Source organism: Variovorax boronicumulans NBRC 103145 (assembly GCF_001591345.1).
GTDB lineage: Bacteria > Pseudomonadota > Gammaproteobacteria > Burkholderiales > Burkholderiaceae_C > Variovorax > Variovorax boronicumulans.
This window is the reverse complement of the sequence record NZ_BCUS01000105.1, coordinates 1-22,425: the sequence shown is the minus strand read 5'-3', so window position 1 is coordinate 22,425 and position 22,425 is coordinate 1. Positions and strand designations below refer to the sequence as shown.

Genomic DNA, 22,425 nt, shown 5'->3' with positions numbered 1-22,425 from the left:
CATCGGCGCGGGCGCCGGGCCCTTGCTGGCCGGCGCGCTGCTGCCCATTGCCTCGCCGCCGTGGATCTACGGCAGTGCCGCGCTGTTGCTGGCGGTGGCGGCGCTGGCCTGTGTCCGACGCGCATCGCCACCCACCCCGATCCAGGAGAACATCGCCCCATGACCACCATCGACACCGTCGCGCAACTCGAAGCCCTGTTCGGCCAGCCGGGCGAGGCCTCGCTCAAGAAGGAAGTGCCGTACCTGCACCCGAGCTACCAGGCGCTGATCGCCGCATCGCCGTTCGCGGTGCTCGCGACCACCGGCCCCGGCGGGCTCGACGCCTCGCCGCGCGGCGACGCTCCGGGCTTCGTCGCGGTGCAGGACGACAAGACCTTGCTGCTGCCCGAGCGGCGCGGCAACAACCGCATCGACAGCCTGCGCAACATCGTGGCCGACCCGCGCGTGGCCTTGCTGTTCCTGATTCCGGGCGTGGGCGAGACGCTGCGCGTGAACGGGCGCGCACGCATCAGCGTGGCACCCGAACTGCTGGCACGCTTCGCGGTGGAGGGGCGCGCGCCGCAGTGCGTGATCGAGATCGCCGTCGAGACCGTGTTCTTCCAGTGCGCCCGCGCCATCCAGCGTTCGAAGCTCTGGGCGCCGGTGCCGCAGGACGCACCGCGCACCGTGCCGACGCCGGGCGCCATCCTTTCCGCGCTGACCGATGCCGCCTTCGACGGCGCCACCTACGACCGCGAATTGCCCGCGCGGCAGCGGTCGACGCTGTACTGACGGGCGCGGCGTACCGCCCGGTAGAACGAATGCACTAGCGGCGAAAGCCGCCGACCCCACGCCTGCACCGATTGCGAGCCTTCGCCACAATCGACCCAATGCGTTCTTCTCCGTTCTTCAAAATGGCCCTGTTGCTGGGCCTGCTCTCCGCCATCGGGCCCTTCGCAATCGACATGTACCTCCCGGCCTTGCCCGCCATCGGGCAAAGCCTGCATGCGGATATCGGCGCGGTGCAGATGAGCCTCACCGCCTTCTTCCTGTCGCTCGGCGCGGGCCAGTTGCTCTACGGCCCGATCTCCGACATGGTCGGGCGCAAGCCGCCGCTGTATGCCGGGCTGGTGCTGTTCGCGCTGGCCAGCGTGGGCTGCGCGCTGGCCACCGACATCCAGACCCTGATCGCGCTGCGCTTCGTGCAGGGCCTGGGCGCGGCCGCCGGCATGGCGATTCCGCGCGCCGTGGTGCGCGACCTGCACACCGGCACCGACGCCGCGCGGCTGATGTCGCTGCTGATGCTGGTGTTCAGCGTGTCGCCCATCCTGGCGCCGCTCGCGGGCAGCCTGGTCATCGCCTTCACCGGCTGGCGCGGCGTGTTCTGGGCCGTCACCATCGCCGCCGTGGCGGGCCTGGCCATGATGGTCAAGCTGCTCGACGAAACGCGTCCGGCCTCGGAGCGCGTCGAAAGCAGCCTGGGCAGCGCGCTGTCGGCCTACTGGCTGCTGCTGCGCGACTGGCATTACCTCGGGCTGGTGTTCATCGGCAGCTTCGCGATGGCGGGCTTCTTCACCTACCTGGCCAACTCGTCGTTCGTGATGATCGACCACTACGGCCTGTCGCCCGCGATGTACAGCGTGGCCTTCGGCGTGAACGCCGCGGCCTTCATCGCGGCCTCGCAGTTCACGGGTTCGCTGGGCGAGCGCTACGGGCTGGTCAACCTCGTCAAGTTCGGCGTGGCCTGCTGCGGCGTGGCGATGGTCGCCATGTTCGTGTACTTCGCGATGGGCGGCGACAACCTGTGGGTGCTGATCGTCCTGTACTTCATCGCCTCGGGCTTCATGGGCCTCGTCATCCCGACCACCGGCGTGCTGGCGCTCGAGATGCACGGCGCCATCGCCGGCACGGCCTCGGCGCTGCTGGGCACGCTGCAGATGCTGACCGGCGCGCTCGCGATGGCGGTGGTGGGGCTGTTCTCCAACGGCCGGCCGCTGCCGATGGTGGCGGGCATGGCCGCCGGCGCGCTCATCGCGCTGGTGTTGACCTGGCTCACGCTCGGCGGTGTGCGCTCGGAGCCGACCGGGGGCAGGGCGCAGGAGGCCTGACATGACGGTGGCCATGACAGGCAACGGCCCGCAGGCCCAGCTCGACGGCCTGGCCGCGCCCGCGCGCGGCTGGGCGATGCTGGTCATCATCCTTGGGCTCACGGTCTCGGTGCTCGACGGCACCATCGTCAACCTCGCGCTGCCCGGCATCGCGCGCGAGCTGCAGGCCTCGCCGGCGCAGGCGATCTGGGTGGTCAATGCCTACCAGATCGCCACGCTGGTGATGCTGCTGCCGCTGGCCTCGCTGGGCGACCTCGTGGGCTACCGGCGCGTGTACCTGGTGGGCATGGCGGTGTTCACCGTGTCGTCGCTGGCCGCGACCTTCGCCAACTCGCTCGCCACGCTGATCGCGTCGCGCGCCCTGCAGGGGCTGGGCGCGGCAGGGATCATGAGCGTCAACGCGGCGCTGGTGCGGCTCACGTTCCCCTCGGCGCAGCTGGGGCGGGGCATGGCCATCAATTCGCTGGTGGTCGCCACCTCGTCGGTGGCCGGGCCTTCGGTGGCGGCGGCGATCTTGTCGGTGGCGTCGTGGCCGTGGCTCTTCGCCATCAACGTGCCGCTGGGCATCGTGACCTTCGCACTCGGCATGCGCGCGCTGCCGTTCAACCGCGCGGCGCCGGCCGCGGGCGCGCGCTTCTCGCCCATCGACGTGACGCTCAACGTGCTGATGTTCTCGCTGGTCTTCCTCGGCGTGGACCAGCTGGGTGTGCGCGAGGGCGGGGTGCAGGCCACGGGCACGCCGTGGTCGGCCTGGGCCACGCTGGCGGCCGGGCTGGCTGTGGGTTTCGTCTACCTGCGGCGCCAGCGCACGCAGGCGGTGCCGCTCTTTCCCATCGACCTGTTGCGCATCCCGGTGTTCGCGCTGTCGATGGGCACCTCGGTGGCGGCGTTCTGCGCGCAGATGCTGGCCTACATCGCACTGCCGTTTTTGCTGCTCGACGTGTACGGCCGCAGCCACATCGAGGCCGGCCTGCTGATCACGGCGTGGCCGCTGGCCATCGTGGTGATGGCGCCCATCGCCGGGCGGCTCATCGGCCGCTACCCCGACGGGCTGCTGGGCGGCATCGGACTGGGCCTGCTGGCGACGGGCCTGGCGCTGCTGGCGGCGCTGCCGGCGCATCCGGGCAATGCCGACATCGCCTGGCGCATGGCGCTGTGCGGCCTGGGCTTCGGCCTGTTCCAGTCGCCCAACAACCACACCATCGTGAGTTCGCCACCCGCGCACCGAAGTGGTGCGGCCAGCGGCATGCTGGGCACGGCGCGGCTTACCGGGCAAACGCTGGGGGCCGTGGTGCTGGCGGCGGTGTTCAGCGTCTGGAGCCCGCACGGCGGGCATGGCCCGGTGGTGGCGCTGGTGCTGGCGGCGGGCTGTGCGGCGGTGGCGGCGGTTTTCAGCAGTCTGCGGCTGAAGACGACAAGTCCGCATGCCTGAATAAGGTAGGGTACGGCCTCATGAAGGAAGTACCTGACACCGTGGTCTGTCCGGGCTGCGACGCGGTCTACGCCCGCACGCCGCTGGCGCCGCGCGACGTGGCCGAGTGCCCGCGCTGCGGCACCGAGCTCGACCGGCACCCGGGCGCGCAGCAGCGGCGCATCCTGCCGTTGACGGTCGCGAGCCTGATCATGTTCGCCATCGCCAACCTGTTTCCCATCGTCGAGATCGAGCTGCAGGGCCTGCGCAGCCAGACCACGCTCGCAGGCGCGGTGGTGGTGCTGAGCGCCGAGGGCATGTCGCCGGTGGCGCTGCTGGTGCTGGCCACCACCATCCTGTTTCCGCTGCTGCAGCTGTGCATCCTGGCCTACCTGCTGGTGCCGCTGGCCCGCGCGCACCGGCCCTGGGGTTTCGCGGTGCTGGTGCGCATGATGCAGTCGCTGCGGCCCTGGGGAATGATCGAGGTGTTCCTGCTCGGCGTGCTGGTGGCGATCGTCAAGCTGTCGAGCATGGCGACGGTGGTGCCGGGGCCCGCGCTGTGGGCCTTCGTGGCGCTCACCGTGACGCTCACGGCCGTGCTGTCGTTCAACCCCGGTGCGTTCTGGGAGATGACCTTCCGCAAAGCCGATGAAGAGGATGCAGCCGCGCCGGAGGTGCGCGCATGAACATGCGCGGGCTGCCCGCCCGCCTGGCCTCGGCACGCCCCTGGGAGGCGCAGGCCGACGACGAGCACGACCACGAGAACCCGGTGCCGACGGCCGCCGCGCTCGGCCTGCACGTCTGCACGCACTGCACCGCCGTCTGGCGCGATGCCGAAGATGGCGACGCCTGTGCCCGCTGCGGCACGCACCTGCACACGCGCAAGCCGCAGAGCCTGAACCGCACCTGGGCCTTCCTGATCGCGGCCTGCATCATGTACATCCCGGCCAACCTGCTGCCGGTGATGATCACGCGCACGCTGTTCGGCGCGCAGTACGACACCATCCTGAGCGGCGTCATCTACTTCTGGGTGTCGGGCGCCTGGGGGCTGGCGGCCATCGTGTTCATCGCGAGCTTCCTGGTGCCGCTGTTCAAGCTGGCGGTACTGCTCTTGCTTGTGGTGCTGGCGCAGCGGCGCAGCAACTGGCGCCGGCGCGAGCGGGCCAAGCTGTATCACATCATCGAGATCATCGGCCGCTGGTCGATGCTCGACGTGTTCGTGGTGTCGCTGCTGACCGGGCTGGTGCAGATCCAGGGCTTCGCGGTCATCACCGCCGGCGTGGGCATTGCGGCCTTCGGCGCGGTGGTGGTGCTGACCATGCTGGCCTCGCTGAGCTTCGACCCGCGCCTGACGTGGGACGGCCCGGTGCCGCAAGCAGACACGGACGAACGACACATTGAAAGCAGGGAAGAAAAAATCGCATGAGTGAAGAAGACACGCAACCGCAAGACCGTCCGGCAGCGTCGGCCCCGCCCGCGCTGCCGAAGCCGAAAGTGGCGCGCCGCCGCGAATGGCTGCCCTCGCTGATCTGGCTGATTCCCATCGTCGCCGCGCTGGTCGGCGTAACGCTGGTGGCCCGCATCCTCATGGAGCGCGGCCCCGAGATCGTGCTCACCTTCAAGACGGCCGAGGGCCTCGAAGCCGGCAAGACCGCCGTGAAATACAAGGACGTGCAGATCGGCCTGGTGCAGAGCCTGCGACTGGCGCGCGACCGCTCGCACGTGCGCGTGCTGGTGCAGCTCAACAAGGACGCCGAGGGCTTCACTTCGGCCGACTCGCGCTTCTGGGTGGTGCGGCCGCGGTTGGACACCTCGGGCATCTCGGGCCTGGGCACGCTGCTGTCGGGCGCCTACATCGGCGCCGACGCGGGCGTCGAGAAGGAAACCGCGGGCGAGTTCACCGGCCTCGAAGCCCCGCCCATCGTCACACGCGGCGACTCGGGGCAGCAGTTCTTGCTGCGCGCGCGCGACGTGGGCTCGCTCGACGTGGGTTCGCCCGTGTACTTCCGGCGCATCAAGGTCGGGCAGGTCGCGGCCTACGAGCTCGACGGCGACGGCCGCGGCGTCACGCTGCGGGTGTTCGTGAACGCGCCGTACGACAAGTTCGTCGGCATGAACACGCGCTTCTGGCAGGCCAGCGGCATCGACGCGCAGCTCAGCGCCAGCGGCTTCACGCTGCGCACGCAGTCGCTGGCCACCATCCTGCTCGGCGGCATCGCCTTCCAGGCGCCCGACGACGCCATGGGCCCGCTGGCCAAGGAGAACACGGCCTTCGCGCTGGCGCAGGACGAAAGCGCCGCCATGAAGGAGCCCGACGGCCCTTCGCAGACGCTGCTGATGTACTTCAACCAGTCGCTGCGCGGCCTCACGCCGGGCGCACCGGTCGACTTCCGCGGCGTGGTGCTGGGCGAGGTGAAATCCATCGGCGTCGAGTTCGACCGCGCCGAGCGCGAGTTCCGCATGCCGGTGCTGGTGCAGATCTACCCCGACCGCCTGCGCCGTCGCGAAAGCGGCGCCGGTGCGCAGGCCACGGAGTCGCGCGCGACGCAGCAGGAGCGGCTGCGCTTCCTGGCCGAGAAGGGTCTGCGCGCCCAGCTGCGCAACGGCAACCTGTTGACCGGCCAGGTCTACGTGGCACTCGACTTCTTCCCGAAGGCGCCGCCGGCGAAGATCGACCTGTCGAAGAGCCCGATCGAGCTGCCCACCATCGCCAACGGCCTGGACGAGATCCAGTCGCAGGTGCAGGAAATCGCGACCAAGCTCAACAAGGTGCCCTACGAGCAGATCGCCACCGACCTGCGCACCACGCTGGCCACGCTCAACAAGACGCTCACCAGCGCCGAGCAGACCGTCAGCCGCATCAACAGCGACGTGACGCCCGAGCTGGCCGCCGCCATGAAGGACGTGCGCAAGACCGTCAACTCGGCCGAACGCACGCTGGCCGACGACTCGCCGCTGCAGCAGGACATGCGCCAGACCCTGCGCGAGCTGACGCGCGCCGCCGGCTCGGTGCGCGTGCTGACCGACTACCTCGAACGCCATCCCGAATCGCTGCTGCGCGGCAAACCGGACGACAAGAAATGAAGACGACGACGACCTTCGCGCTCGCGGGCGCCGCCGCGTTGCTGGTGCTGGCGGGCTGCGCGAGCAAGCCCGACAGCTACTACACGCTGGCCAGCCCGCCCGCGCTCACCGACGCCGCGCCGCGCACTCCTGATGCCGCCGCGCCGCTGTACATCGAGCTCGCACCCGTGGCCGTGCCCGAGCGGCTGGCGCGCCCACAGATGGTGGTGCGCCGCCCGACCGGCGGCGTGCAGGTCGACGTGCTCGAGCAGCACCGCTGGGCCTCGTCCTTCGAGAACGAGCTGCGCGACGCGCTGGGCAGCGGCATCGCCAGCCGGCTCGGCGCGCTCGACGTCACGCAGGGCGGCCGCCAGACCTCGCAGCCCGTGTGGCGCGTGGCGGTGCAGGTGCGCCAGTTCGAGATGGTGGATGGCGGGCGCGTGGACGCCGGCTTCACCTGGACCCTGCGCCGCTCCGACGAGGCGCGCACGCTGGTGTGCCGGCTCGACGCGGGCGAGGCCACCGGCGGCGGCATGGATGCGCTGGCGCAAGGCGCGCAGCGCGTGACGGCCGCGGCGGCGGCAGCCATGGCGCGCAGCGTGAACGCGGCGCGGACGAACCCGGGCGCGACGGCGTGCGCGACCTGAGGCTTTCACCTTTCCCCGACGGGGGAAGGCACCACGCCGCCATCCGCTAGAACGGAGGCCCCATGGCACAGATCGGCAAGGCGCCCTGCGACGACACGCTGATCCTGCATGGGTCTCCATCTCCCACGGAAGAGGGCGCCTGCCCTGAAGCCTCCAAGCCCTGGGTGCTCGCCGCGGCCATCGTCGGCTCGAGCATGGCCTTCATCGACGGCACGGTGGTCAACGTTGCCTTGCCTGCCATCCAGGCCGATCTGCATGCCACGGCCTTCCAGGCGCAATGGGTGGTCGAGTCGTACGCCTTGCTGCTCGCGGCGCTGCTGCTGGTGGGCGGCGCGCTCGGCGACCACTACGGAAGGCGGCGCATCTTTGCCATCGGCGTCGTCGTCTTCGCACTGTCGTCGGTGGGCTGTGCACTCGCGGCCGACGTGCAGCAGCTCATCGCGGCGCGCGCGGTGCAGGGCATCGGCGGCGCGCTGCTGGTGCCGGGCAGCCTGGCGCTCATCAGCGCCTCGTTTCCCGAGAAGGAACGCGGCAAGGCCATCGGCACCTGGTCGGGCTTCAGCGGCATCACGGCGGCGGTGGGGCCGGTGCTGGGCGGCTTCCTGGTCGATCACTTCTCGTGGATCTGGGCCTTTCTCATCAACGTGCCGATGGCGCTGCTGGTGCTGTGGATCGTGCGCCGCCACGTGCCCGAGAGCAAAGGCGCCGCGGCGCGCGGCGGGCTCGACCTGTGGGGCGCGCTGCTGGCGACCGCCGGGCTGGGCGGCATCGTCTACGCCTTCATCGAGGCGCCCACGCAAAGCTGGCGTTCGCCGGCCGTGCTCGCGGCGTTGGCGATCGGCGTCGCGGGCAGCGTCGGCTTCGTCATCGCCGAGCGCCGGGCGCGCACGCCGATGCTGCCGCTGTCGCTGCTGCGCATCGGCAACTTCAGCGGCGCCAACCTGCTGACGCTGCTGCTGTATGCGGCGCTGGGCGGCGGGCTGTATTTCTTTCCGCTCAACCTGATCCAGGTGCAGGGCTACTCGGCCACGGTGGCGGGCGCGGCGCTGCTGCCGTTCATCTTCCTGATGTTCGCGCTCTCGGGCTGGGCCGGGCAGTTGGTCGACCGCTTCGGGCCGCGCGTGCCGCTGGTCATCGGGCCGGCCATCGCGGCCGTGGGCTTTGCGCTGTTCGCGCTGCCGGGCGTGGGTGCGAGCTACTGGAGCGGCTTTCTGCCGGCCGTGGTGGTGCTGGGTTTCGGCATGACGGTGACGGTGGCGCCGCTCACCACCACGGTCATGAATGCGGTGGGGCCCGACCTCGCGGGCGTGGCCTCGGGCGTGAACAACGCGGTGTCGCGCGCGGCGGCGGTGTTGGCGATCGCGGTGTTCGGCGCCATCATGGCCTGGGCCTTCGACGCGGCGCTGGCTGAGCGGCTGCAGGCGATGGGCGCGTCGGACGAGCTGCGGGCTTTTCTTGCGGCCGAGCGCGACCGATTGGCCGCGGCCGGCGCGCCACCGGGGGCCGATGCGGCCACCGTTGCTGCCGTGAAGCGTGCGGTGGCGGAATCCTTCGTCGCGGGCTTTCGCTGGGTGATGCTGCTGAGCGCCGGCCTGGCCGTGCTGAGTGCGGTGAGCGCCTGGTTGATGATCCGGCGCACGCCCGCAGAAAAGCCAGACAACGACAAGCCATGAGACAGGAGACAAACCACCGATGGAAGCAGCACAACCGGCCGACGCGCCGCCGCATGTCGATGTCCTGATCGTCGGTGCCGGCCTGTCCGGCATCGGCGCCGCCTGCCACCTGCAGGCGCAGTGCCCGGGCCGCAGCTACGCGATCCTCGAAGGGCGCGAACGCAGCGGCGGCACCTGGGACCTGTTCCGCTACCCAGGCGTGCGCTCCGACTCCGACATGTACACGCTGGGCTACGTGTTCCGCCCGTGGACGCAAGCCAAGGCGATCGCCGACGGCCCGTCGATCCTGCAGTACGTGCGCGACACCGCGCGCCAGCACGGCGTCGAGGACAAGATCCACTACCAGCACCGCGTGGTGCGCGCCGCCTGGTCGAGCGCAGACGCCTGCTGGACGGTCGACGTGGAGCAGGGCCCCGACAAGCGGCTCGTGCAGTGGCGCTGCAACTTCCTCTTCCTGTGCAGCGGCTACTACCGCTACGAGGCCGGCTACACGCCCGACTTCGCCGGCATGGCCGACTTCCAGGGCCGTATCGTCCACCCGCAGCACTGGCCGGCCGACCTGGACCACGACGGCCAACGCGTGGTCGTGATCGGCAGCGGCGCCACCGCGATGACGCTGGTGCCCGCGATGGCCCAGACCGCCGCGCACGTCACGCTGCTGCAGCGCTCGCCGACCTACGTGGTGGCGCGCCCGGCCGAAGACCCCATTGCCAATCGCCTGCGGCGCCTGCTGCCGGCGATGGCCGCGTACCGCCTCACGCGCTGGAAGAACGTGACGCTCGGCATGCTGTTCTTCCGGCTCGCGCGGCGCAAGCCGGCGCGTGTCAGGCGCATGCTGCTGGGCGGCGTGCGCCACGCGCTCGGGCCCGGCTACGACATCGCCACGCACTTCACGCCGCGCTACAACCCGTGGGACCAGCGCCTGTGCCTCGTGCCCGACGGCGACCTGTTCGCGGCGCTGAACGCGGGGCGCGCCTCGATGGTCACGGACCACATCGACACCTTCACGCCCGAGGGCCTGCGGCTGAAGTCGGGCCGCGAGCTCGAGGCCGACATCATCGTCACCGCCACCGGCCTCGAACTGCAGGTGCTCGGCGGCATCGAACTGAGCGTGGACGGTCGCCGCGTCGACCCGGCGAGCACCTTCAACTACAAGGGCATGATGTACAGCGACGTGCCCAACCTGGCCTCGTCCTTCGGCTACACCAACGCCTCATGGACGCTCAAGTGCGACCTGACCTGCGCCTACGTCTGCCGGCTGCTGAACCACATGCACAAGCACGGCTGGCGGCAATGCGCGCCGCACAACGCGGGCCCCGACCTGTCGCCCGAACCGTGGATCGATTTCAGCTCGGGCTACGTGCAGCGCTCGCTCGACAAGTTTCCCAAGCAGGGCGCGCACACGCCGTGGAAGCTGCACCAGAACTACCTGCGCGACATCCTCCTGCTGCGCCTCGGGCGCGTGGACGACGGGGTGATGGCGTTCTCGAACCGCGCGGTTTGATCGCGGCCTGACCGCGTTGCGTGACGCGGCGATGTATAGCTCTGCTCAATACAACATCGAAGATTTTTGAATTGGATCGATGGCAGGCGGCGGTGATTTACTCCGCCCGGCGTTGCACTCGCACTGAAAAAACGGCGAGGCGGTGCCCGGGAATCACCCCACGACCCTGTGATGAGGAGACCTCATGAAGTCATCGATCCGTGCATCCCTGGCGGGCCTGCTGTTCGCAGCGCTGGCAGGACATGCAAGCGCTGCCTCGCTGGACGCTTTCGCGGCCACGCCGAACGCCGCCATCTCCGGCAACAACATCGAGAACCTGACGCAGTCGACGCCCGAGATGTGCGCGTCGGCCTGCCTGGGCGCGCCACGCGGCGCCTGGTGCGTCTCGTTCGACTACAACAAGGCCGGCCAGAGCTGCGACCTGAGCGACAAGCGCGCCGCCGACGTGGGCGGGCTGAAGACCGACTACCCCGGCAACCCCTATGACCACTACAGCCTGAAGCCCGATCCGCTGAAGCCTTTCGCGCGCACGCCCAATGCGGCGATCAGCGGCTACAACACCGAGGCCCTGCAGTCTGTGACGCCCGCCGACTGCGCCAACGCCTGCACCGACGCGAGCCGCTCGTCGTGGTGCAAGTCCTTCGACTACCACAAGACCAACCAGCGCTGCGACCTGAGCGACAAGCGCGCCAGCGACATCGGCGGCCTGAAGACCGACTACGTCGGCAACCCCTACGACCATTACTCGCTGATCGCGGGCGAGGGCGTTCCCAACCCCGTGCCCGGCAACAAGCACATCCTGCTGATCGGCATCGACGGCCTGCGCGGCGACGCCATCCAGTGCGCGGGCTGCGTGCAGACGCCGGCGATGTCGGCGCTGATCGCCGGCGGTGCCTTCCACGGCAACGTGCTGGCGGGCGGCACCAAGCAGGCGACCGTGAGCGGGCCCGGCTGGTCGTCGGTGTTCACTGGCTTCTGGGCCGACAAGCACGGCGTGACCTCGAACACCACCACCTTGCCGCTGAAGAAGACGCACGTGTTCGACCAGATCAAGGCGGCCTGGCCGACGGCCACGACCGCGGTGGTGGGCGACTGGTTCAACATCACCCACAACCTGCGCCCGGCGCTGGCCGACTTCGTGGTCGCCAACGCGGCCAAGAACTCGCAGCAGGCCACCGATGCGGTGAAGGGCTGGCTGAGCTGGAAGCACCCGCCGACGGCGATCTTCTACTACCTGCACAACGTCGACGTCCACGCGCCGAGCTACGACCCGCTCAATGCCTACTACCAGGGCAAGATCGCCGGCGAAGACCAGCAGATCCAGCAGGTGCTCACGGCGCTCACGTCGCGGCCGAACTACGCGAACGAGGAATGGCTGATCGTCGTCACCTCGGACCACGGCGGCACCGGTAGCAGCCACGGCGGGCAGACGGCGGCCGAACGCGACACGCTGCTGATCCTGAACAACAACCACCAGAACCCGCTCAAGCCCAGCTACTGCGTGGGCAACCTCGGGGGTACCGCATTGACGCAGGTGGACGGCACGACGCCGCACATCCTCGACTTCCTGGGCCTACCGAACACCACCGAAGGGCAGAAGCACCCCGCGTGCGGGAACTGAGGGTAGACGCGAGCGAATCCGGATGGGGCCGAAGGGGAGGGTAGCCCGCGCGCATGCCGTGCGCGGCAGGCGAAATGCCTACCCTTCGGCGATCGGCGGGTTGAACCCGCACATAATCTCGCGTTTTCTTTTGTTCTGAATCTCTCAGGTAGCCACGCCGTGTCGAAGCCAACCTGCCCCTGGACTTCGACCAACCCTTTCCGGCTGTGGTGCGCCCGTGTTCGAACGCTATTACCGCGAGCTGCTGAGCTTTCTGTCCCGCAAGGTACCCGACCGCGCCACCGCGGCCGACCTGGCGCAGGAGAGCTACGTGCGGGTGTACGAGGCGCAGCGCACCGGCAGCGTGGTGCGCGACCCGCGCGCGCTGCTGTACCGCACGGCCCGCAACCTCGTCACCGACCACCACCGCCGCACCAGCGTGCGCGCGGGCGGCGACACGGCGGCGCCCGATGACGCGCCGCCCGACGCCGACGACTGCATCGGCCCGCCCACCTTCGAGCCCGACGCCATCCTGTCGTCCAGCCAGGGCATGGCGGCCATGGTCGAGACCATCGACCGGCTGCCTCCGCGCTGCCGCGAAGCCTTCGTGCTCTACAAGTTCGACGGGCTCTCGTACGCCGAGGTGGCTGCGCGCATGGGCATTTCGGTGCGGACGGTCGAGATGCAGTTGCGTATTGCGATGGAGGCGTGCTGGGCGTGCCTGGAGCGGACCCGTGGTTCAGAGTGAGATGAGACGCCCCATTACAGGGTTTGACCACGCTCGTGCGTCTACCCCCTAAGAACGATCCCCACGTCATGACCCTCACGTCGCCACCGTCCGAAGAAGCCCTGCGCCTGCGACAGGACGTGCTGGACTGGTTCGTCCGCCGCCAGCGCGCGCAATGGAGCGCGTCCGACGAGCGCGCGTTCCAGGCCTGGCTCGGTGCCGATGCGCGCCATGGCGAGGCGTTTCGCGAATGGGAGTCGCGCTGGCGCGCCTTCGACGCGATCGCGCCCGAGACGGTCGCGGGCTGGCGCAGCGGCTTCGAAGGCCACGCGCCCGCCGCACCCACGCGCCGCGGCTTCCTGAAGCCGGCTTTCGTGCTGGCTGCCTCCGGCATGGCGGTCGGTGCCGGCTACCTCGGCTGGCGCCATGTGCAGGCCCAGCCCGTGTTCGAACAGGCTTTCGCCACCCGGCGCGGGCAGCAGCTCGAAGCGCCGCTGCCCGACGGCTCCCGGCTGCGGCTGGACACCGCCACCCGCCTCGAAGTGCGCCTGTTCCGCGACCGCCGCGAGGTGACGCTGATCGACGGGCAGGCGGTGTTCGCCGTGCAGTCCGATGCGAAACGCCCGTTCGACGTGCTGGCCGGGCCGCTGCGCGTGCGGGTGGTCGGCACGCGCTTTGCCGTGCGCCACACCCCCGGCATGCCGGGCGCCGACGGCACGCGGGTGTCGGTGGAAGAGGGCAAGGTGCGCGTGCTGCGCCGGGCGCCGGATGCGACGAGCGAAGTCTTCCTCGTCGCCGGCCGCCAGGTGGAAAGCGATGCGCAGGGCCGGTTCTCCGCCGTCTCGGCCGTGCCGCGCGACGGCATCGCGCCCTGGCGCGAGCACCGCCTGAGCTTCGTCGACACGCCGCTGGCCCGCGCACTGGCCGAGCTGGAGCGCTACGGCAGCACCGGCCTGGTGGTGAACGACCCGGCCGTGGCAGCACTGCGCCTGAGCGGCACCTTCGACCCGCGGGACGCGCGCACGCTGCGGCGCGCCCTGGCCAGCGCCTTGCCGGTGCGGCTGAAGGAAACCGGCCCGATCGCGGAAATCCTGCCAGCCCCCTGAAACAAAAGAATCAAGAATTTCTCGCCGGCACTACAGGGATTCCGCCGGCTCGTGCGTCAGCCCAGATAGGAACCATTTGCATTCACTACCTGGAAGACGTTCGATGACGAAGCGCTTGAGAACAAAGATGACACCCGCGCCGCTGGCCCTGGCCGTTGCACTGGCCCTGGCGAACGCGCCCTTGATGGCCCGGGCGCAGGGCGCGCCCCAGCCGATCCGCATCGCGGCCCAGCCGCTGGCCGAGGCGCTGAACGACTGGGCGCGGCAGACCCGCATCCAGCTGGTCGTGCAGCAGAGCCTGGTCGCGGGCAAGACCGCGCCCGCCATCTCGGGCAGCCTCACGGCCCGGCAGGCGCTCGACCGGCTGCTGGCGGGCAGCGGCCTGGCGGCCACGATGGAAGGCAATGCGGCGGTCATCAAGACCGCGCCCGCCACGGGCGGCACCTCCATGCTGCCGGCCGTGACCGTCGTGGCCGACGGCGAGGAAAGCGCCACGAGCCGCGTGCAGGGCTACGTCGCCAAGCGCAGCGCCACCGCCACCAAGACCGACACGCCGATCATCGAGACGCCGCAGTCGATCTCGGTCATCACTGCCGACCGCATCGAGGCCATCGGCGCCACCAACCTCAAGGACGCGCTGGGCTACACACCGGGCGTGTCGACCACCACCTACGGCGCCGATTCGCGCTACGACTGGATCTCGCTGCGTGGCTTCGACGCCTATTCGCCGGGCTTCTACCTGGACGGCCTGCCGCTGCGCAACAACAGCACCTGGGGTGTGTGGCGCACCGAGAACTACGGCGCCGAGCGCATCGAGCTGCTGCGCGGCCCGTCGTCGGTGCTGTACGGCATGAGCGGCCCCGGCGGGGTGGTGAACGTGGTCAGCAAGCGCCCGACGGCGGAGCCCGTGCGCGAGCTGCAGCTGCAGGTGGGCGACCACGCCCGCAAGCAGGTGGCGGGCGATTTCTCGGGCGCACTCGACGCCGACGGCAAGCTGCTGTACCGCATCACCGGCCTCGTGCGCGACGCGCAACTGCCGGCGGGCAAGGAGGCCGACGACCGCATGTACATCGCGCCCGCGCTCACCTGGAAGCCGTCGGGCGACACCACGCTCACGCTGTTGTCGCAGTTCTTGCGCACGCGCGGCGGGGTCTACACGCGCGCACGGCCGCAGGTCGGCTCGCTCGATCCGACCGCCATCGGCACCACCATTCCCTCGAAACTCTTCGTCGGCGAGCCCGGCTTCGACCGCTTCGACCAGGACCAGGAGATGGTCGGCTACCAGTTCGAGCACCGCATCAACGACACCTTCACGGTGCGGCAGAACGCGCGCTACGCGCACCAGAAGCTCGACTACACGGGCACGCAGCTGAAGGGCTTCATGGCGCTGAACCCCGACGTGCCGAACGACCCGCTCAACTTCCAGCAGATGTCGCGCAGCGTGTTCGGCAGCCGCGAGAACATCGGCGCCCTGGCGCTCGACAACCAGCTGCAGGCCGATTTCCGCCTGGGCGAGACGCAGCACAAGGTGCTGGTCGGGCTGGACTACCAGCGCACGCGCATCGACCAGGTCACCTTCAGCGGCGGCAGCGCCTCGCCGCTGAACATCTACGCGCCGGTGTACGGCGGGCCGATCGAGCGGCCCGCGCCGTATTTCGACGGCATCACGCGGCTCGCGCAGACCGGCGTCTACCTGCAGGACCAGATCAAGTGGGGCGAGCGCTGGACGCTGACGCTGGGCGGGCGCTACGACACCGCCGACAGCACCGTGGACAGCCGCCTCGACGGCTCGCGCCAGCGCATGCGCGACCACAAGTTCACCAGCCGGGCCGGCCTGGTCTACCTGCACCCGAGCGGCTGGGCGCCGTACCTGAGCTACTCGGAGTCGTTCGCGCCCACGGCCACCATCGACCCGGCGTCGGGCGACCCGTTCAAGCCCGAAAGCGGCAAGCAATACGAGGCCGGCGTGCGCTACCAGCCCACGGGCAGCAAGGCGATGTACAGCGCCGCCATCTTCGACCTGCGGCGCAAGAACTACATCAGCTACGACGGCGAGTTCATGCCCAAGCAGACGGGCGAGATCTCGGTGCGTGGGCTGGAGCTCGAGGCCACCGCCGAGATCGCCTCGCGCCTGAACCTCACGGCGTCGTACAGCTACACGCCGCGGGCCATCGTCACGGCAAGCGCCAACACGAGCGAGATCGGCAAGCAGGCCACGGCCGTGCCGCGCCACCGGCTGTCGGTGTGGGCGGACTACCGCTTCGCCGGCGGCGTGAAGGTGGGCCTGGGCGCGCGCTACACGGGCTCGAACTACGGCGATGGCGAGGCCGCGTGGCCGAGCAAGGTGCCGGCCTCGACGGTGTTCGACGCCATGCTCGGCTACGACATCGACCGCTGGAGCCTGGCGCTGAACCTGCGCAACCTGACCAACAAGACGTACTTCGCGAACTGCGGTTACCGCAACTGCTACTACGGCTACCCGCGCACGGCGACGGCCACGGCGACCTACCGCTGGTAGCTCCGCGACGCTGTGCCATCAGGTGCCGCCCCAGCGCCTCGAAAGCCGGCAGCGTGACCGGGTCGTTCGCGGCGTTGCCCGCGATCGGGTGCGAGGCGTAGCGCACGATCACCATCCCGGCCTTCGGGTCGATGTAGATGCGCTGGCCGTGCACGCCGCGCGCCATGTAGGCGCCGTGGTCGTTGTGCGTCACCCACCACATGTTGCGGTAGCTCCAGCCCTGCAGCAGCGGGTAGCCGCCCTTGACGAAGGCGGCCTTGTCGCCGCCGCGGCGGATGTCTTCGACGGCGGCCTTGGGCACGACCTGCCGGCCTTTCACGCGGCCGTCGTTGCGCAGCATCTCGCCGAAGCGCGCGAGGTCGCGCAGGCCCGTGTTCAGGCCGCCGCCCGCGAAGGGCGTGCCGATGGAATCGACGGTGAAGTAGGCGTCCTGCTCGGCGCCCAGGTGGCGCCAGATGCGCTCCGACAGCAGCTGCGCCACGGTGCGGCCGGAGGCGCGCGCGATCACCCAGCCCAGCACGTCGGAGTTGACGGTCTTGTAGCCGAAGCCTTCGCCATGCTTGCCTTCCGGCTGCACGGTCTGCAGGAACTCGTAATAGCTGCGCGGGCCGGTGTAGTCCTTCGGCTTGGGCAGCGGGTTGCCTGCCTGCGCATGGGCCCAGACCTCGGCCTTCGGGTCGGCGTAGTCCTCGCTGAACTTCAGGCCCGTGGTCATGTCGAGCACCTGGCGCACGGTGGCGTTGCCGAAGGCCGAGGTCGCGAGCTCGGGCACGTAGTGGGCGACCGGCTTGTTGGCGTCGAGCGTGCCTTCGGCCACCAGCATCGCGCCCAGCGTGCCGACCACCGACTTGGTGACCGACATGGCGCCGTGCTGGCCGTCGTCCTTCAGCACGCCGAAGTAGCGCTCGTAGACCACGCGGCCGCGGTGCAGCACGAGGATGCCGTCGGTGTAGGTGGCGGCCAGCGATGCGTCCCAGGTCATGGGCGTCTTCGCGCCGAGCGGCGTGAAGCTGAGCGTGTCGATGTCCTTGCGCAAAGCATGGGGCAGGGCGGTGGGCGCACCGAGCCCGCGCGACACGTTCACGGTCGGCATCAGCTGGCGGAAATTCGACACGCTCCAGCGCATCGCCGGAAACTGGAAATAGCTGCCGTCGTCGAAACGCAGCGTGCGGTCGGGCGGTGGCGGCGAACCGGTCATCCAGCCGAGCCGGGCGGGGTCGCTGGCGGCGGCGTCGGGGTAGGTGGCATCGGCTGCGCCGGCCGACACCGCGAAGGCGGCGAGCGCGGCGCTCAGCAAAGCGGGGGCGCCAAGGCGGGTTCTGGAAGGGGCGAACATGGCAGTTCCGAAGCGAAGGACCGGCCCATTGTGGCCCGCGGCCCGGCCTGCGAACTTCCCACTGACAGCCGCGGCGCAGGTTGACAGGGCGCCGCTTCGGCTTTGATACTGAACTCTTCAGTTCATCATTCAACCCAAGGAGATTCCATGCAGAAGATCATTCCCTGCCTCTGGTTCGACGGCAACGGCGAGGAGGCGGTCAATTTCTACACCGCCATCTTTCCGAAGTCGCGCCTCACCGACACGCTGCTCTGGGGCGATGTGAATCCCGCCAAGAAGGGCAAGCTGCTCACCGCGACCTTCGAGCTCGACGGGCAGTCGTTCATGGTGCTCAACGGCGGGCCCGAGTACAAGATCACGCCGGCCATCTCGCTCATCGTGACCTGCGAGACGCAGGAAGAGGTCGACTATTACTGGGACAAGCTGCTCGAGGGCGGCGGCCAGCCGGTGCAGTGCGGCTGGCTCACCGACCGCTTCGGCGTGTCGTGGCAGGTCACGCCGATGCCGCTCATTCGCATGTTCCAGGACAAGGATGCGGCCAAGGCGGCCCGCGCGATGGCGGCCATGATGAAGATGATCAAGCTCGACATCGCCACGGTGAAGAAGGCCTTCGACGGGGAGTGAACCCCGCCGAGGCACTGATCAGACCAGCCGGCCGATCGGTTTCTTGCGCCACACCAGGCGGTAGTACGCGGTCTGCAGCAGCAGCATCGCGCCGAAGGTCACCGGGTAGGCGACCCAGATCCCGTCCAGGCCCATGCCGAAATGGCGACTCATGAGCCAGGCCACCGGCACTTCGACGCCCAGGATGCAGACGATCGAGATCAGCGTCGGCACCAGCACCGAGCCGCTGGCGCGCATGATCCCCGAGATCGCCGAGGCCATGCCGAACAGCACCAGGCTCCACAGCATGATGTGCAGCAGGTTCTGCGCGATCTCGATCACCGGCGCGCTGGTGATGAAGAAGCCCATCAGCGGACGCGAGAACAGATAGCCCAGCAGCACCAGCCCGCCCGTGAGCACGAGGTTCATGCCCAGCGCGGTCTGCACGATGGCGCCCAGCCGGTTGGCGCGGCCCGCGCCGATGGCCTGCGCGCCGAGGATCGACGTGGTGATGGCGATCGAGATGGCCGGGAACTGCACGTAGGCCACCACCTGGTTCACCGCGCCGTAGGCGGCCGTGGCGTTCGAGCCGTAGCTGTTGACCATCGACAGCAGCACCACTTCGGCCAGCGCCACCACGATCATCTGCACGCCGGTGGGCACGCCGATCTTCAGCACCGCCTTCAGCAGCTGCGGCTGGATGCGCAGGCAGCGCACGAACTCCGCGTCGGGCGCAAGCGGGCTCTTTTTCTGGCGCAGCCGGAAGCCCAGCCAAGTGGTCGCGACCGCGAACGACAGCACCGAGGCCCACGCGCCGGCCGCCACGCCCAGCTGCGGCAGCCCACCCCAGCCGCGGATGAGCGCGGGCGTGACCACCAGGCCGATGGCCGTGGAAATCAAGAGCGTCAGCAGCGGCGTGATGGTGTCGCCCACGCCGCGCAGCATGGCGGTGGCCAGCAGGAACAGGAACACGCCGGGCATCGCGATCAGCATGATGCGGGCGTAGCGCGTGGAGTCGGCCAGCACGTCGGGCGGCGTGCCCAGCATGGCCAGCATCGGCGTGGTGAACAGGCCGCCGAACACCGCGATCGCCAGGCCCAGCAGCAGGCCCACCGTGAGTGTGGTGCCCGCCACCGCCTTGGCCTTGGCCGCGTCGCGCGCGCCCCAGGCCTGCCCGATGAGCACCGAGGCACCCGCGCCCAGGCCGATGATGAAGGCGATGAAGAAGAACATCACCGGGAAGAAGCTCGACACCGCCGCCAGCGCGCTCACGCCGAGCATCTGCCCGACGTAGATGTTGTTGATGGTGCCGGAGAGCGACTGCAGGATGTTGCTGAGCAACATCGGCGCCAGGAAGAACAGGAACACCTTCCACAGCGGACGCGGCGCACCCACCGGCGCCACGGGCACGCCGCGCAGTCCGCTCGGGTTGCCGGGGCCGGTGGAGGTGGTTGTGCTGCTGTCGGGCGCCGCGCTCATGCACCACCCCAGCCACCGGCCGACAGCTTGTGCAGGTGCACGCGCAGGTCGGTGGGCCAGGGTTCCACGAGGTCGCTGAAGCGCTGATGCTCGCCCGCGAACAGCGCGCGCGTGGCTTCCTCGAAGCCGGGCAGGTTGCCCGCGATGGCGGTCATGAATCGGTAGGTGGCTTCGCGCGCGGCGCGCACCGTGTCGCGGTCGGCGTGCACGTGGCGTGCGTCGTCCACCAGCTTGCGCAGCGCCACAGAGGCGCCGCCCGGCTGGCGGCCGAGCCAGTCCCAGTGACGCGGCAGCAGCGTGACTTCGCGCGCCACCACGCCCAGGCGCGGACGGCCGACGCCGCGCGGCGCGTCTTCGTGTTTCTCGGCTTCGAGCGCGGAGGTCTCGATGGCCTTCGGGTCGCGCAGGTCGACATCGAGCTGCTCGCCGGTCTGGTCGTCGAACACGAGGCAGGTGGCGGCGTCGCCGCGCTCGCGCAGTTGCGTGAGCACCTGGGCCTTGGTGCCGGCGGCGACGCGCTGGAAGCCGGCAAACGCAGTGAATGTGGTCGGTAGTTCGTCGGGTGACATGCAGATTCTTTTTGGGTTGTCGATCCGGGCGGAACGAAACGAGGTTCGTAATCTACCCGCAGGACGGTTCAGGCGTGCGGCGTGTCGTGATCGCACAGCACCCGCAGCGCGGCATGGAGGTCTGGCAGGCGTTGCGGGTCCAGCGATTTCACGGCATCGACGCAGATCGCTTCGACGGTGGTGATGGCGGCTTGCATCAACTTCCTTCCGCCGCTGCGAATATTCGCATGGCGCTGGGGGTCGCCATCGGGTCCCGTCGTGCGCTCGGCCAGGCCGGTCTTTTCGAGCAGCACCATCTTGCGGATGAGCGCCGACATTGGCAACCCCAGCGTGTGCGCAAGCTCGGCCATCGGCATGGCGCCGTTGCCGGCACGCAGCAACAGGTGGAGCAGGGTGAAGTCGTCGTAGTCCAGCCCGTGGAAGGCGCCCAGGTCCTCGTTGAGTTTGAGGCTCAGGCTGGCGTGGGCGCGGCCGAGGTCGAGGCAAAAGCCCAGTGCGTCGGTGCTCATGGCGTGTTGTAGCCCTTGTCAGTGGTGCACTGGAGTTCCTCGCGCCAGAGTTCCTGCAGCTTTTCCAGCTCCGCCGCGCGGTCGAAGGCGGGGTCGTCGCGCTCCTTCACCCGGTCGATCACCTCGAAGCCGAAGTGCGTCGCGCCCTGCGCCACCCAGTCGCGCTGCAATGCCTTGTTGCGGTGCGAGCGCAGGTTCAGCTCGAAGCGGGCGCGGTTCATGGCGCCTTCGACGTCGAGGCTGCCGGCCACGTAGACGCGGCCGTCCGTCAGGTTGCGGATGACGAAGACGCCGGCGGGGCGCACGCTGTCCTTGTATTGCTTGACCAGGGTACGCCTGGTGTGGGGAGATGGATTCATCTCCAAATATTACCCGGGCAAAATATAAAACACAATACACCCGGGTAAAAATAGATTCACTCGGCGCGCAGCCGATGCCAGCCGCGCAGCACCCGCCGGTGCACCGCCCGCACGATGCGCCAGGGGCGGCTTTCGCGCACCCGTGTCAGCACGCTGTCTTTCCATGCTTTCCAGCGCGGGTACCAGCGGGCGAACCAGGCCAAGCGCATCAGCGAGCCCTCGACCAGCTGGAAGATCCGCGCGACCACCGCCGTGCCGGCGAGCTTGGCCAGCAGCAGCACGGCCATGCCGCTGACCGCGTGGCCGCGGCCGAACAGGAACAGCGCCAGCAGCTTCACCGGAAAGAGCAGCAGCATCGGCACGAAGAACGCGAGCAGCGCGCCCCAGGGCGGCAGCGCGCGCAGCAGGTTCTCGAGCCGCGCCCAGAAGGGCAGCCGTGCAAGCCGCGCGACCAATGCCGCGAGCGGGGCCCAGCCCCATTCCTCGAACAGCAGCACCGGCACGAGGATCGTGGTGGCAACGGCGCGAAACAGGGCGCGCAAGGCGCGCACGAGGGGGTTGTGCATGCGCGAAGGGTATACGCACACGGCCGCGCGCCGCCGGGACCTTGCGGACCCGGCGGCGCATCGTGCGAAAAAGCGGCGTCTGCGCGCCTGCCTACTTGCGGCCGACGCTGCTGTCTTCCGCGGGCCGGAAGAACAGGTACTCGCCCCGGCCCAGTTCGGGCGTCACTTCGTAGCCGCTGCACCGCGTGACGTTGCACTGGATGATCACGACGCGCGGCCAGATGGTGGCCGAGGTCGGGAACCCCGGCATGTACTGCGGCACGTGCCAGACGCCGTAGTCGCCCACCGGCTCGGCGTTTTCCGTGCCGCTGGCGTTCTGCAGGCCGCTGCCCATGGGCATCCGCTCGATGCGGATGATCGGCGTGGCGGCCACCGACGCCGTCGCCACGCAACAGGCGGCCAGCCAGAGAGGAACGGTCCTGGTGTTCATGGTGATGGACTCCAGAACCGGCCTCATTGCGCGTCGGCCGGTGCCGAAGCCACCTCGTCAGCCGGCAGGCGGCGCGTGATGCGCGCTTCCAGGATGTCCGGCTGCGGGGCCACGGCGCTCGCCATGACCGGTGCCGCCTCCGCCGCAGGTGCCGCGGCTTCCTCGGCGGGCGCTGCGGCCACGGGGGCCGGTGCCACTTCCGGCGCAGACACCGGGACGGCGGTCGCGGCCGGCGGTG

The 22,425-nt window shown here is 69.6% G+C and carries 21 protein-coding genes and 1 pseudogene; 14 read left to right on the top strand and 8 right to left on the bottom strand.

The window, feature by feature from the left end:
* Nucleotides 1-159: 159 nt before the first annotated feature.
* The 13 genes from VBO01S_RS24380 to VBO01S_RS24320 all read left to right on the top strand — a co-directional run bounded on the left by VBO01S_RS24380 (nucleotide 160) and on the right by VBO01S_RS24320 (nucleotide 16,336).
* Nucleotides 160-771 (top strand): pyridoxamine 5'-phosphate oxidase family protein, encoded by a 612-nt coding sequence (locus VBO01S_RS24380; protein ID WP_062480244.1) that lies wholly within the window; start codon nucleotides 160-162, stop codon nucleotides 769-771.
* 98 nt (nucleotides 772-869) lie between these two features.
* Entirely contained in the window at nucleotides 870-2,087 is a 1,218-nt protein-coding gene (locus VBO01S_RS24375) for a multidrug effflux MFS transporter (RefSeq protein ID WP_167395025.1), read from the top strand.
* 1 nt (nucleotide 2,088) lies between these two features.
* Nucleotides 2,089-3,519: an MFS transporter gene (locus VBO01S_RS24370; RefSeq protein ID WP_062480240.1), complete on the top strand. Its 1,431-nt coding sequence runs from the start codon at nucleotides 2,089-2,091 to the stop codon at nucleotides 3,517-3,519.
* 20 nt (nucleotides 3,520-3,539) lie between these two features.
* Nucleotides 3,540-4,184: a paraquat-inducible protein A gene (locus tag VBO01S_RS24365; RefSeq protein WP_062480238.1), complete on the top strand. Its 645-nt coding sequence runs from the start codon at nucleotides 3,540-3,542 to the stop codon at nucleotides 4,182-4,184.
* 2 nt (nucleotides 4,185-4,186) lie between these two features.
* The gene (locus VBO01S_RS24360; protein WP_062480247.1) at nucleotides 4,187-4,924 is read left to right on the top strand and encodes a paraquat-inducible protein A; all 738 of its coding nucleotides are present in this window, start codon (nucleotides 4,187-4,189) and stop codon (nucleotides 4,922-4,924) included.
* Complete coding sequence (locus tag VBO01S_RS24355; RefSeq protein WP_062480236.1) at nucleotides 4,921-6,582, top strand: PqiB family protein; 1,662 nt, start codon at nucleotides 4,921-4,923, stop codon at nucleotides 6,580-6,582. The genes VBO01S_RS24360 and VBO01S_RS24355 overlap by 4 nt, the downstream gene beginning before the upstream one ends.
* Nucleotides 6,579-7,208, top strand: coding sequence for a PqiC family protein (locus VBO01S_RS24350; protein WP_062480234.1), 630 nt, complete (start codon nucleotides 6,579-6,581; stop codon nucleotides 7,206-7,208). Before VBO01S_RS24355 ends, VBO01S_RS24350 begins: the two co-directional genes overlap by 4 nt.
* A 62-nt stretch (nucleotides 7,209-7,270) precedes the next feature.
* Nucleotides 7,271-8,881 carry an MFS transporter gene (locus tag VBO01S_RS24345; RefSeq protein WP_062480232.1) on the top strand — a complete coding sequence of 537 codons (1,611 nt, stop codon included), beginning with the start codon at nucleotides 7,271-7,273 and terminating at the stop codon, nucleotides 8,879-8,881.
* Nucleotides 8,882-8,900: 19 nt separating this feature from the next.
* Nucleotides 8,901-10,385: a flavin-containing monooxygenase gene (locus VBO01S_RS24340; RefSeq protein WP_062480229.1), complete on the top strand. Its 1,485-nt coding sequence runs from the start codon at nucleotides 8,901-8,903 to the stop codon at nucleotides 10,383-10,385.
* A 184-nt stretch (nucleotides 10,386-10,569) separates the two neighbouring features.
* Nucleotides 10,570-12,006 carry a PAN domain-containing protein gene (locus VBO01S_RS24335; protein ID WP_062480227.1) on the top strand — a complete coding sequence of 479 codons (1,437 nt, stop codon included), beginning with the start codon at nucleotides 10,570-10,572 and terminating at the stop codon, nucleotides 12,004-12,006.
* Nucleotides 12,007-12,223: 217 nt separating this feature from the next.
* Complete coding sequence (locus VBO01S_RS24330) at nucleotides 12,224-12,733, top strand: RNA polymerase sigma factor (RefSeq protein ID WP_062480225.1); 510 nt, start codon at nucleotides 12,224-12,226, stop codon at nucleotides 12,731-12,733.
* Nucleotides 12,734-12,801: 68 nt separating this feature from the next.
* A complete protein-coding gene (locus VBO01S_RS24325; protein WP_062480221.1) occupies nucleotides 12,802-13,818 on the top strand; it encodes a FecR family protein in 1,017 nt (338 codons plus the stop codon).
* A gap of 103 nt (nucleotides 13,819-13,921) precedes the next feature.
* A complete protein-coding gene (locus VBO01S_RS24320) occupies nucleotides 13,922-16,336 on the top strand; it encodes a TonB-dependent siderophore receptor (RefSeq protein WP_157627445.1) in 2,415 nt (804 codons plus the stop codon).
* A gap of 7 nt (nucleotides 16,337-16,343) precedes the next feature.
* On the opposite strand, the pseudogene VBO01S_RS31985 reads toward VBO01S_RS24320, so the two are convergent.
* Nucleotides 16,344-17,534 (bottom strand): annotated as a pseudogene (locus VBO01S_RS31985) (serine hydrolase domain-containing protein); the annotation flags it as partial.
* A gap of 285 nt (nucleotides 17,535-17,819) precedes the next feature.
* Here VBO01S_RS31985 and VBO01S_RS24315 point away from each other — a divergent pair.
* Entirely contained in the window at nucleotides 17,820-18,296 is a 477-nt protein-coding gene (locus tag VBO01S_RS24315) for a VOC family protein (protein ID WP_062480220.1), read from the top strand.
* An 18-nt stretch (nucleotides 18,297-18,314) separates the two neighbouring features.
* On the opposite strand, the gene VBO01S_RS24310 is transcribed toward VBO01S_RS24315, so the two are convergent.
* The 7 genes from VBO01S_RS24310 to VBO01S_RS33025 all read right to left on the bottom strand — a co-directional run.
* Nucleotides 18,315-19,754 carry an MATE family efflux transporter gene (locus tag VBO01S_RS24310; protein ID WP_062480219.1) on the bottom strand — a complete coding sequence of 480 codons (1,440 nt, stop codon included), beginning with the start codon at nucleotides 19,752-19,754 and terminating at the stop codon, nucleotides 18,315-18,317.
* Nucleotides 19,751-20,323, bottom strand: a complete 573-nt coding sequence (locus tag VBO01S_RS24305; protein ID WP_062480218.1) for a DUF2239 family protein — start codon at nucleotides 20,321-20,323, stop codon at nucleotides 19,751-19,753. The genes VBO01S_RS24310 and VBO01S_RS24305 overlap by 4 nt, the downstream gene beginning before the upstream one ends.
* A gap of 68 nt (nucleotides 20,324-20,391) precedes the next feature.
* Nucleotides 20,392-20,832: a MarR family winged helix-turn-helix transcriptional regulator gene (locus VBO01S_RS24300; RefSeq protein WP_062480217.1), complete on the bottom strand. Its 441-nt coding sequence runs from the start codon at nucleotides 20,830-20,832 to the stop codon at nucleotides 20,392-20,394.
* The gene (locus VBO01S_RS24295; protein ID WP_062480216.1) at nucleotides 20,829-21,191 is read right to left on the bottom strand and encodes a GIY-YIG nuclease family protein; all 363 of its coding nucleotides are present in this window, start codon (nucleotides 21,189-21,191) and stop codon (nucleotides 20,829-20,831) included. Before VBO01S_RS24295 ends, VBO01S_RS24300 begins: the two co-directional genes overlap by 4 nt.
* Nucleotides 21,192-21,247: 56 nt before the next feature.
* Nucleotides 21,248-21,757: a hypothetical protein gene (locus VBO01S_RS24290; RefSeq protein WP_062480214.1), complete on the bottom strand. Its 510-nt coding sequence runs from the start codon at nucleotides 21,755-21,757 to the stop codon at nucleotides 21,248-21,250.
* 91 nt (nucleotides 21,758-21,848) lie between these two features.
* Complete coding sequence (locus VBO01S_RS24285; protein ID WP_062480212.1) at nucleotides 21,849-22,187, bottom strand: hypothetical protein; 339 nt, start codon at nucleotides 22,185-22,187, stop codon at nucleotides 21,849-21,851.
* A 23-nt stretch (nucleotides 22,188-22,210) separates the two neighbouring features.
* A partial coding sequence (locus VBO01S_RS33025) for a hypothetical protein (RefSeq protein ID WP_218005414.1) occupies nucleotides 22,211-22,425 on the bottom strand: 215 nt, incomplete at its 5' end.

Bases quoted from the DNA above. Each gene is read 5' to 3' on its own strand.
- VBO01S_RS24380 (WP_062480244.1), top strand. From the start codon at position 160: ATGACCACCATCGACACCGTCGCGCAACTCGAAGCCCTGTTCGGCCAG.
- VBO01S_RS24375 (WP_167395025.1), top strand. From the start codon at position 870: ATGCGTTCTTCTCCGTTCTTCAAAATGGCCCTGTTGCTGGGCCTGCTC.
- VBO01S_RS24370 (WP_062480240.1), top strand. From the start codon at position 2,089: ATGACGGTGGCCATGACAGGCAACGGCCCGCAGGCCCAGCTCGACGGC.
- VBO01S_RS24365 (WP_062480238.1), top strand. From the start codon at position 3,540: ATGAAGGAAGTACCTGACACCGTGGTCTGTCCGGGCTGCGACGCGGTC.
- VBO01S_RS24360 (WP_062480247.1), top strand. From the start codon at position 4,187: ATGCGCGGGCTGCCCGCCCGCCTGGCCTCGGCACGCCCCTGGGAGGCG.
- VBO01S_RS24355 (WP_062480236.1), top strand. From the start codon at position 4,921: ATGAGTGAAGAAGACACGCAACCGCAAGACCGTCCGGCAGCGTCGGCC.
- VBO01S_RS24350 (WP_062480234.1), top strand. From the start codon at position 6,579: ATGAAGACGACGACGACCTTCGCGCTCGCGGGCGCCGCCGCGTTGCTG.
- VBO01S_RS24345 (WP_062480232.1), top strand. From the start codon at position 7,271: ATGGCACAGATCGGCAAGGCGCCCTGCGACGACACGCTGATCCTGCAT.
- VBO01S_RS24340 (WP_062480229.1), top strand. From the start codon at position 8,901: ATGGAAGCAGCACAACCGGCCGACGCGCCGCCGCATGTCGATGTCCTG.
- VBO01S_RS24335 (WP_062480227.1), top strand. From the start codon at position 10,570: ATGAAGTCATCGATCCGTGCATCCCTGGCGGGCCTGCTGTTCGCAGCG.
- VBO01S_RS24325 (WP_062480221.1), top strand. From the start codon at position 12,802: ATGACCCTCACGTCGCCACCGTCCGAAGAAGCCCTGCGCCTGCGACAG.
- VBO01S_RS24320 (WP_157627445.1), top strand. From the start codon at position 13,922: ATGACGAAGCGCTTGAGAACAAAGATGACACCCGCGCCGCTGGCCCTG.
- VBO01S_RS24315 (WP_062480220.1), top strand. From the start codon at position 17,820: ATGCAGAAGATCATTCCCTGCCTCTGGTTCGACGGCAACGGCGAGGAG.
- VBO01S_RS24310 (WP_062480219.1), bottom strand. From the start codon at position 19,754: ATGAGCGCGGCGCCCGACAGCAGCACAACCACCTCCACCGGCCCCGGC.
- VBO01S_RS24305 (WP_062480218.1), bottom strand. From the start codon at position 20,323: ATGTCACCCGACGAACTACCGACCACATTCACTGCGTTTGCCGGCTTC.
- VBO01S_RS24300 (WP_062480217.1), bottom strand. From the start codon at position 20,832: ATGAGCACCGACGCACTGGGCTTTTGCCTCGACCTCGGCCGCGCCCAC.
- VBO01S_RS24295 (WP_062480216.1), bottom strand. From the start codon at position 21,191: ATGAATCCATCTCCCCACACCAGGCGTACCCTGGTCAAGCAATACAAG.
- VBO01S_RS24290 (WP_062480214.1), bottom strand. From the start codon at position 21,757: ATGCACAACCCCCTCGTGCGCGCCTTGCGCGCCCTGTTTCGCGCCGTT.
- VBO01S_RS24285 (WP_062480212.1), bottom strand. From the start codon at position 22,187: ATGAACACCAGGACCGTTCCTCTCTGGCTGGCCGCCTGTTGCGTGGCG.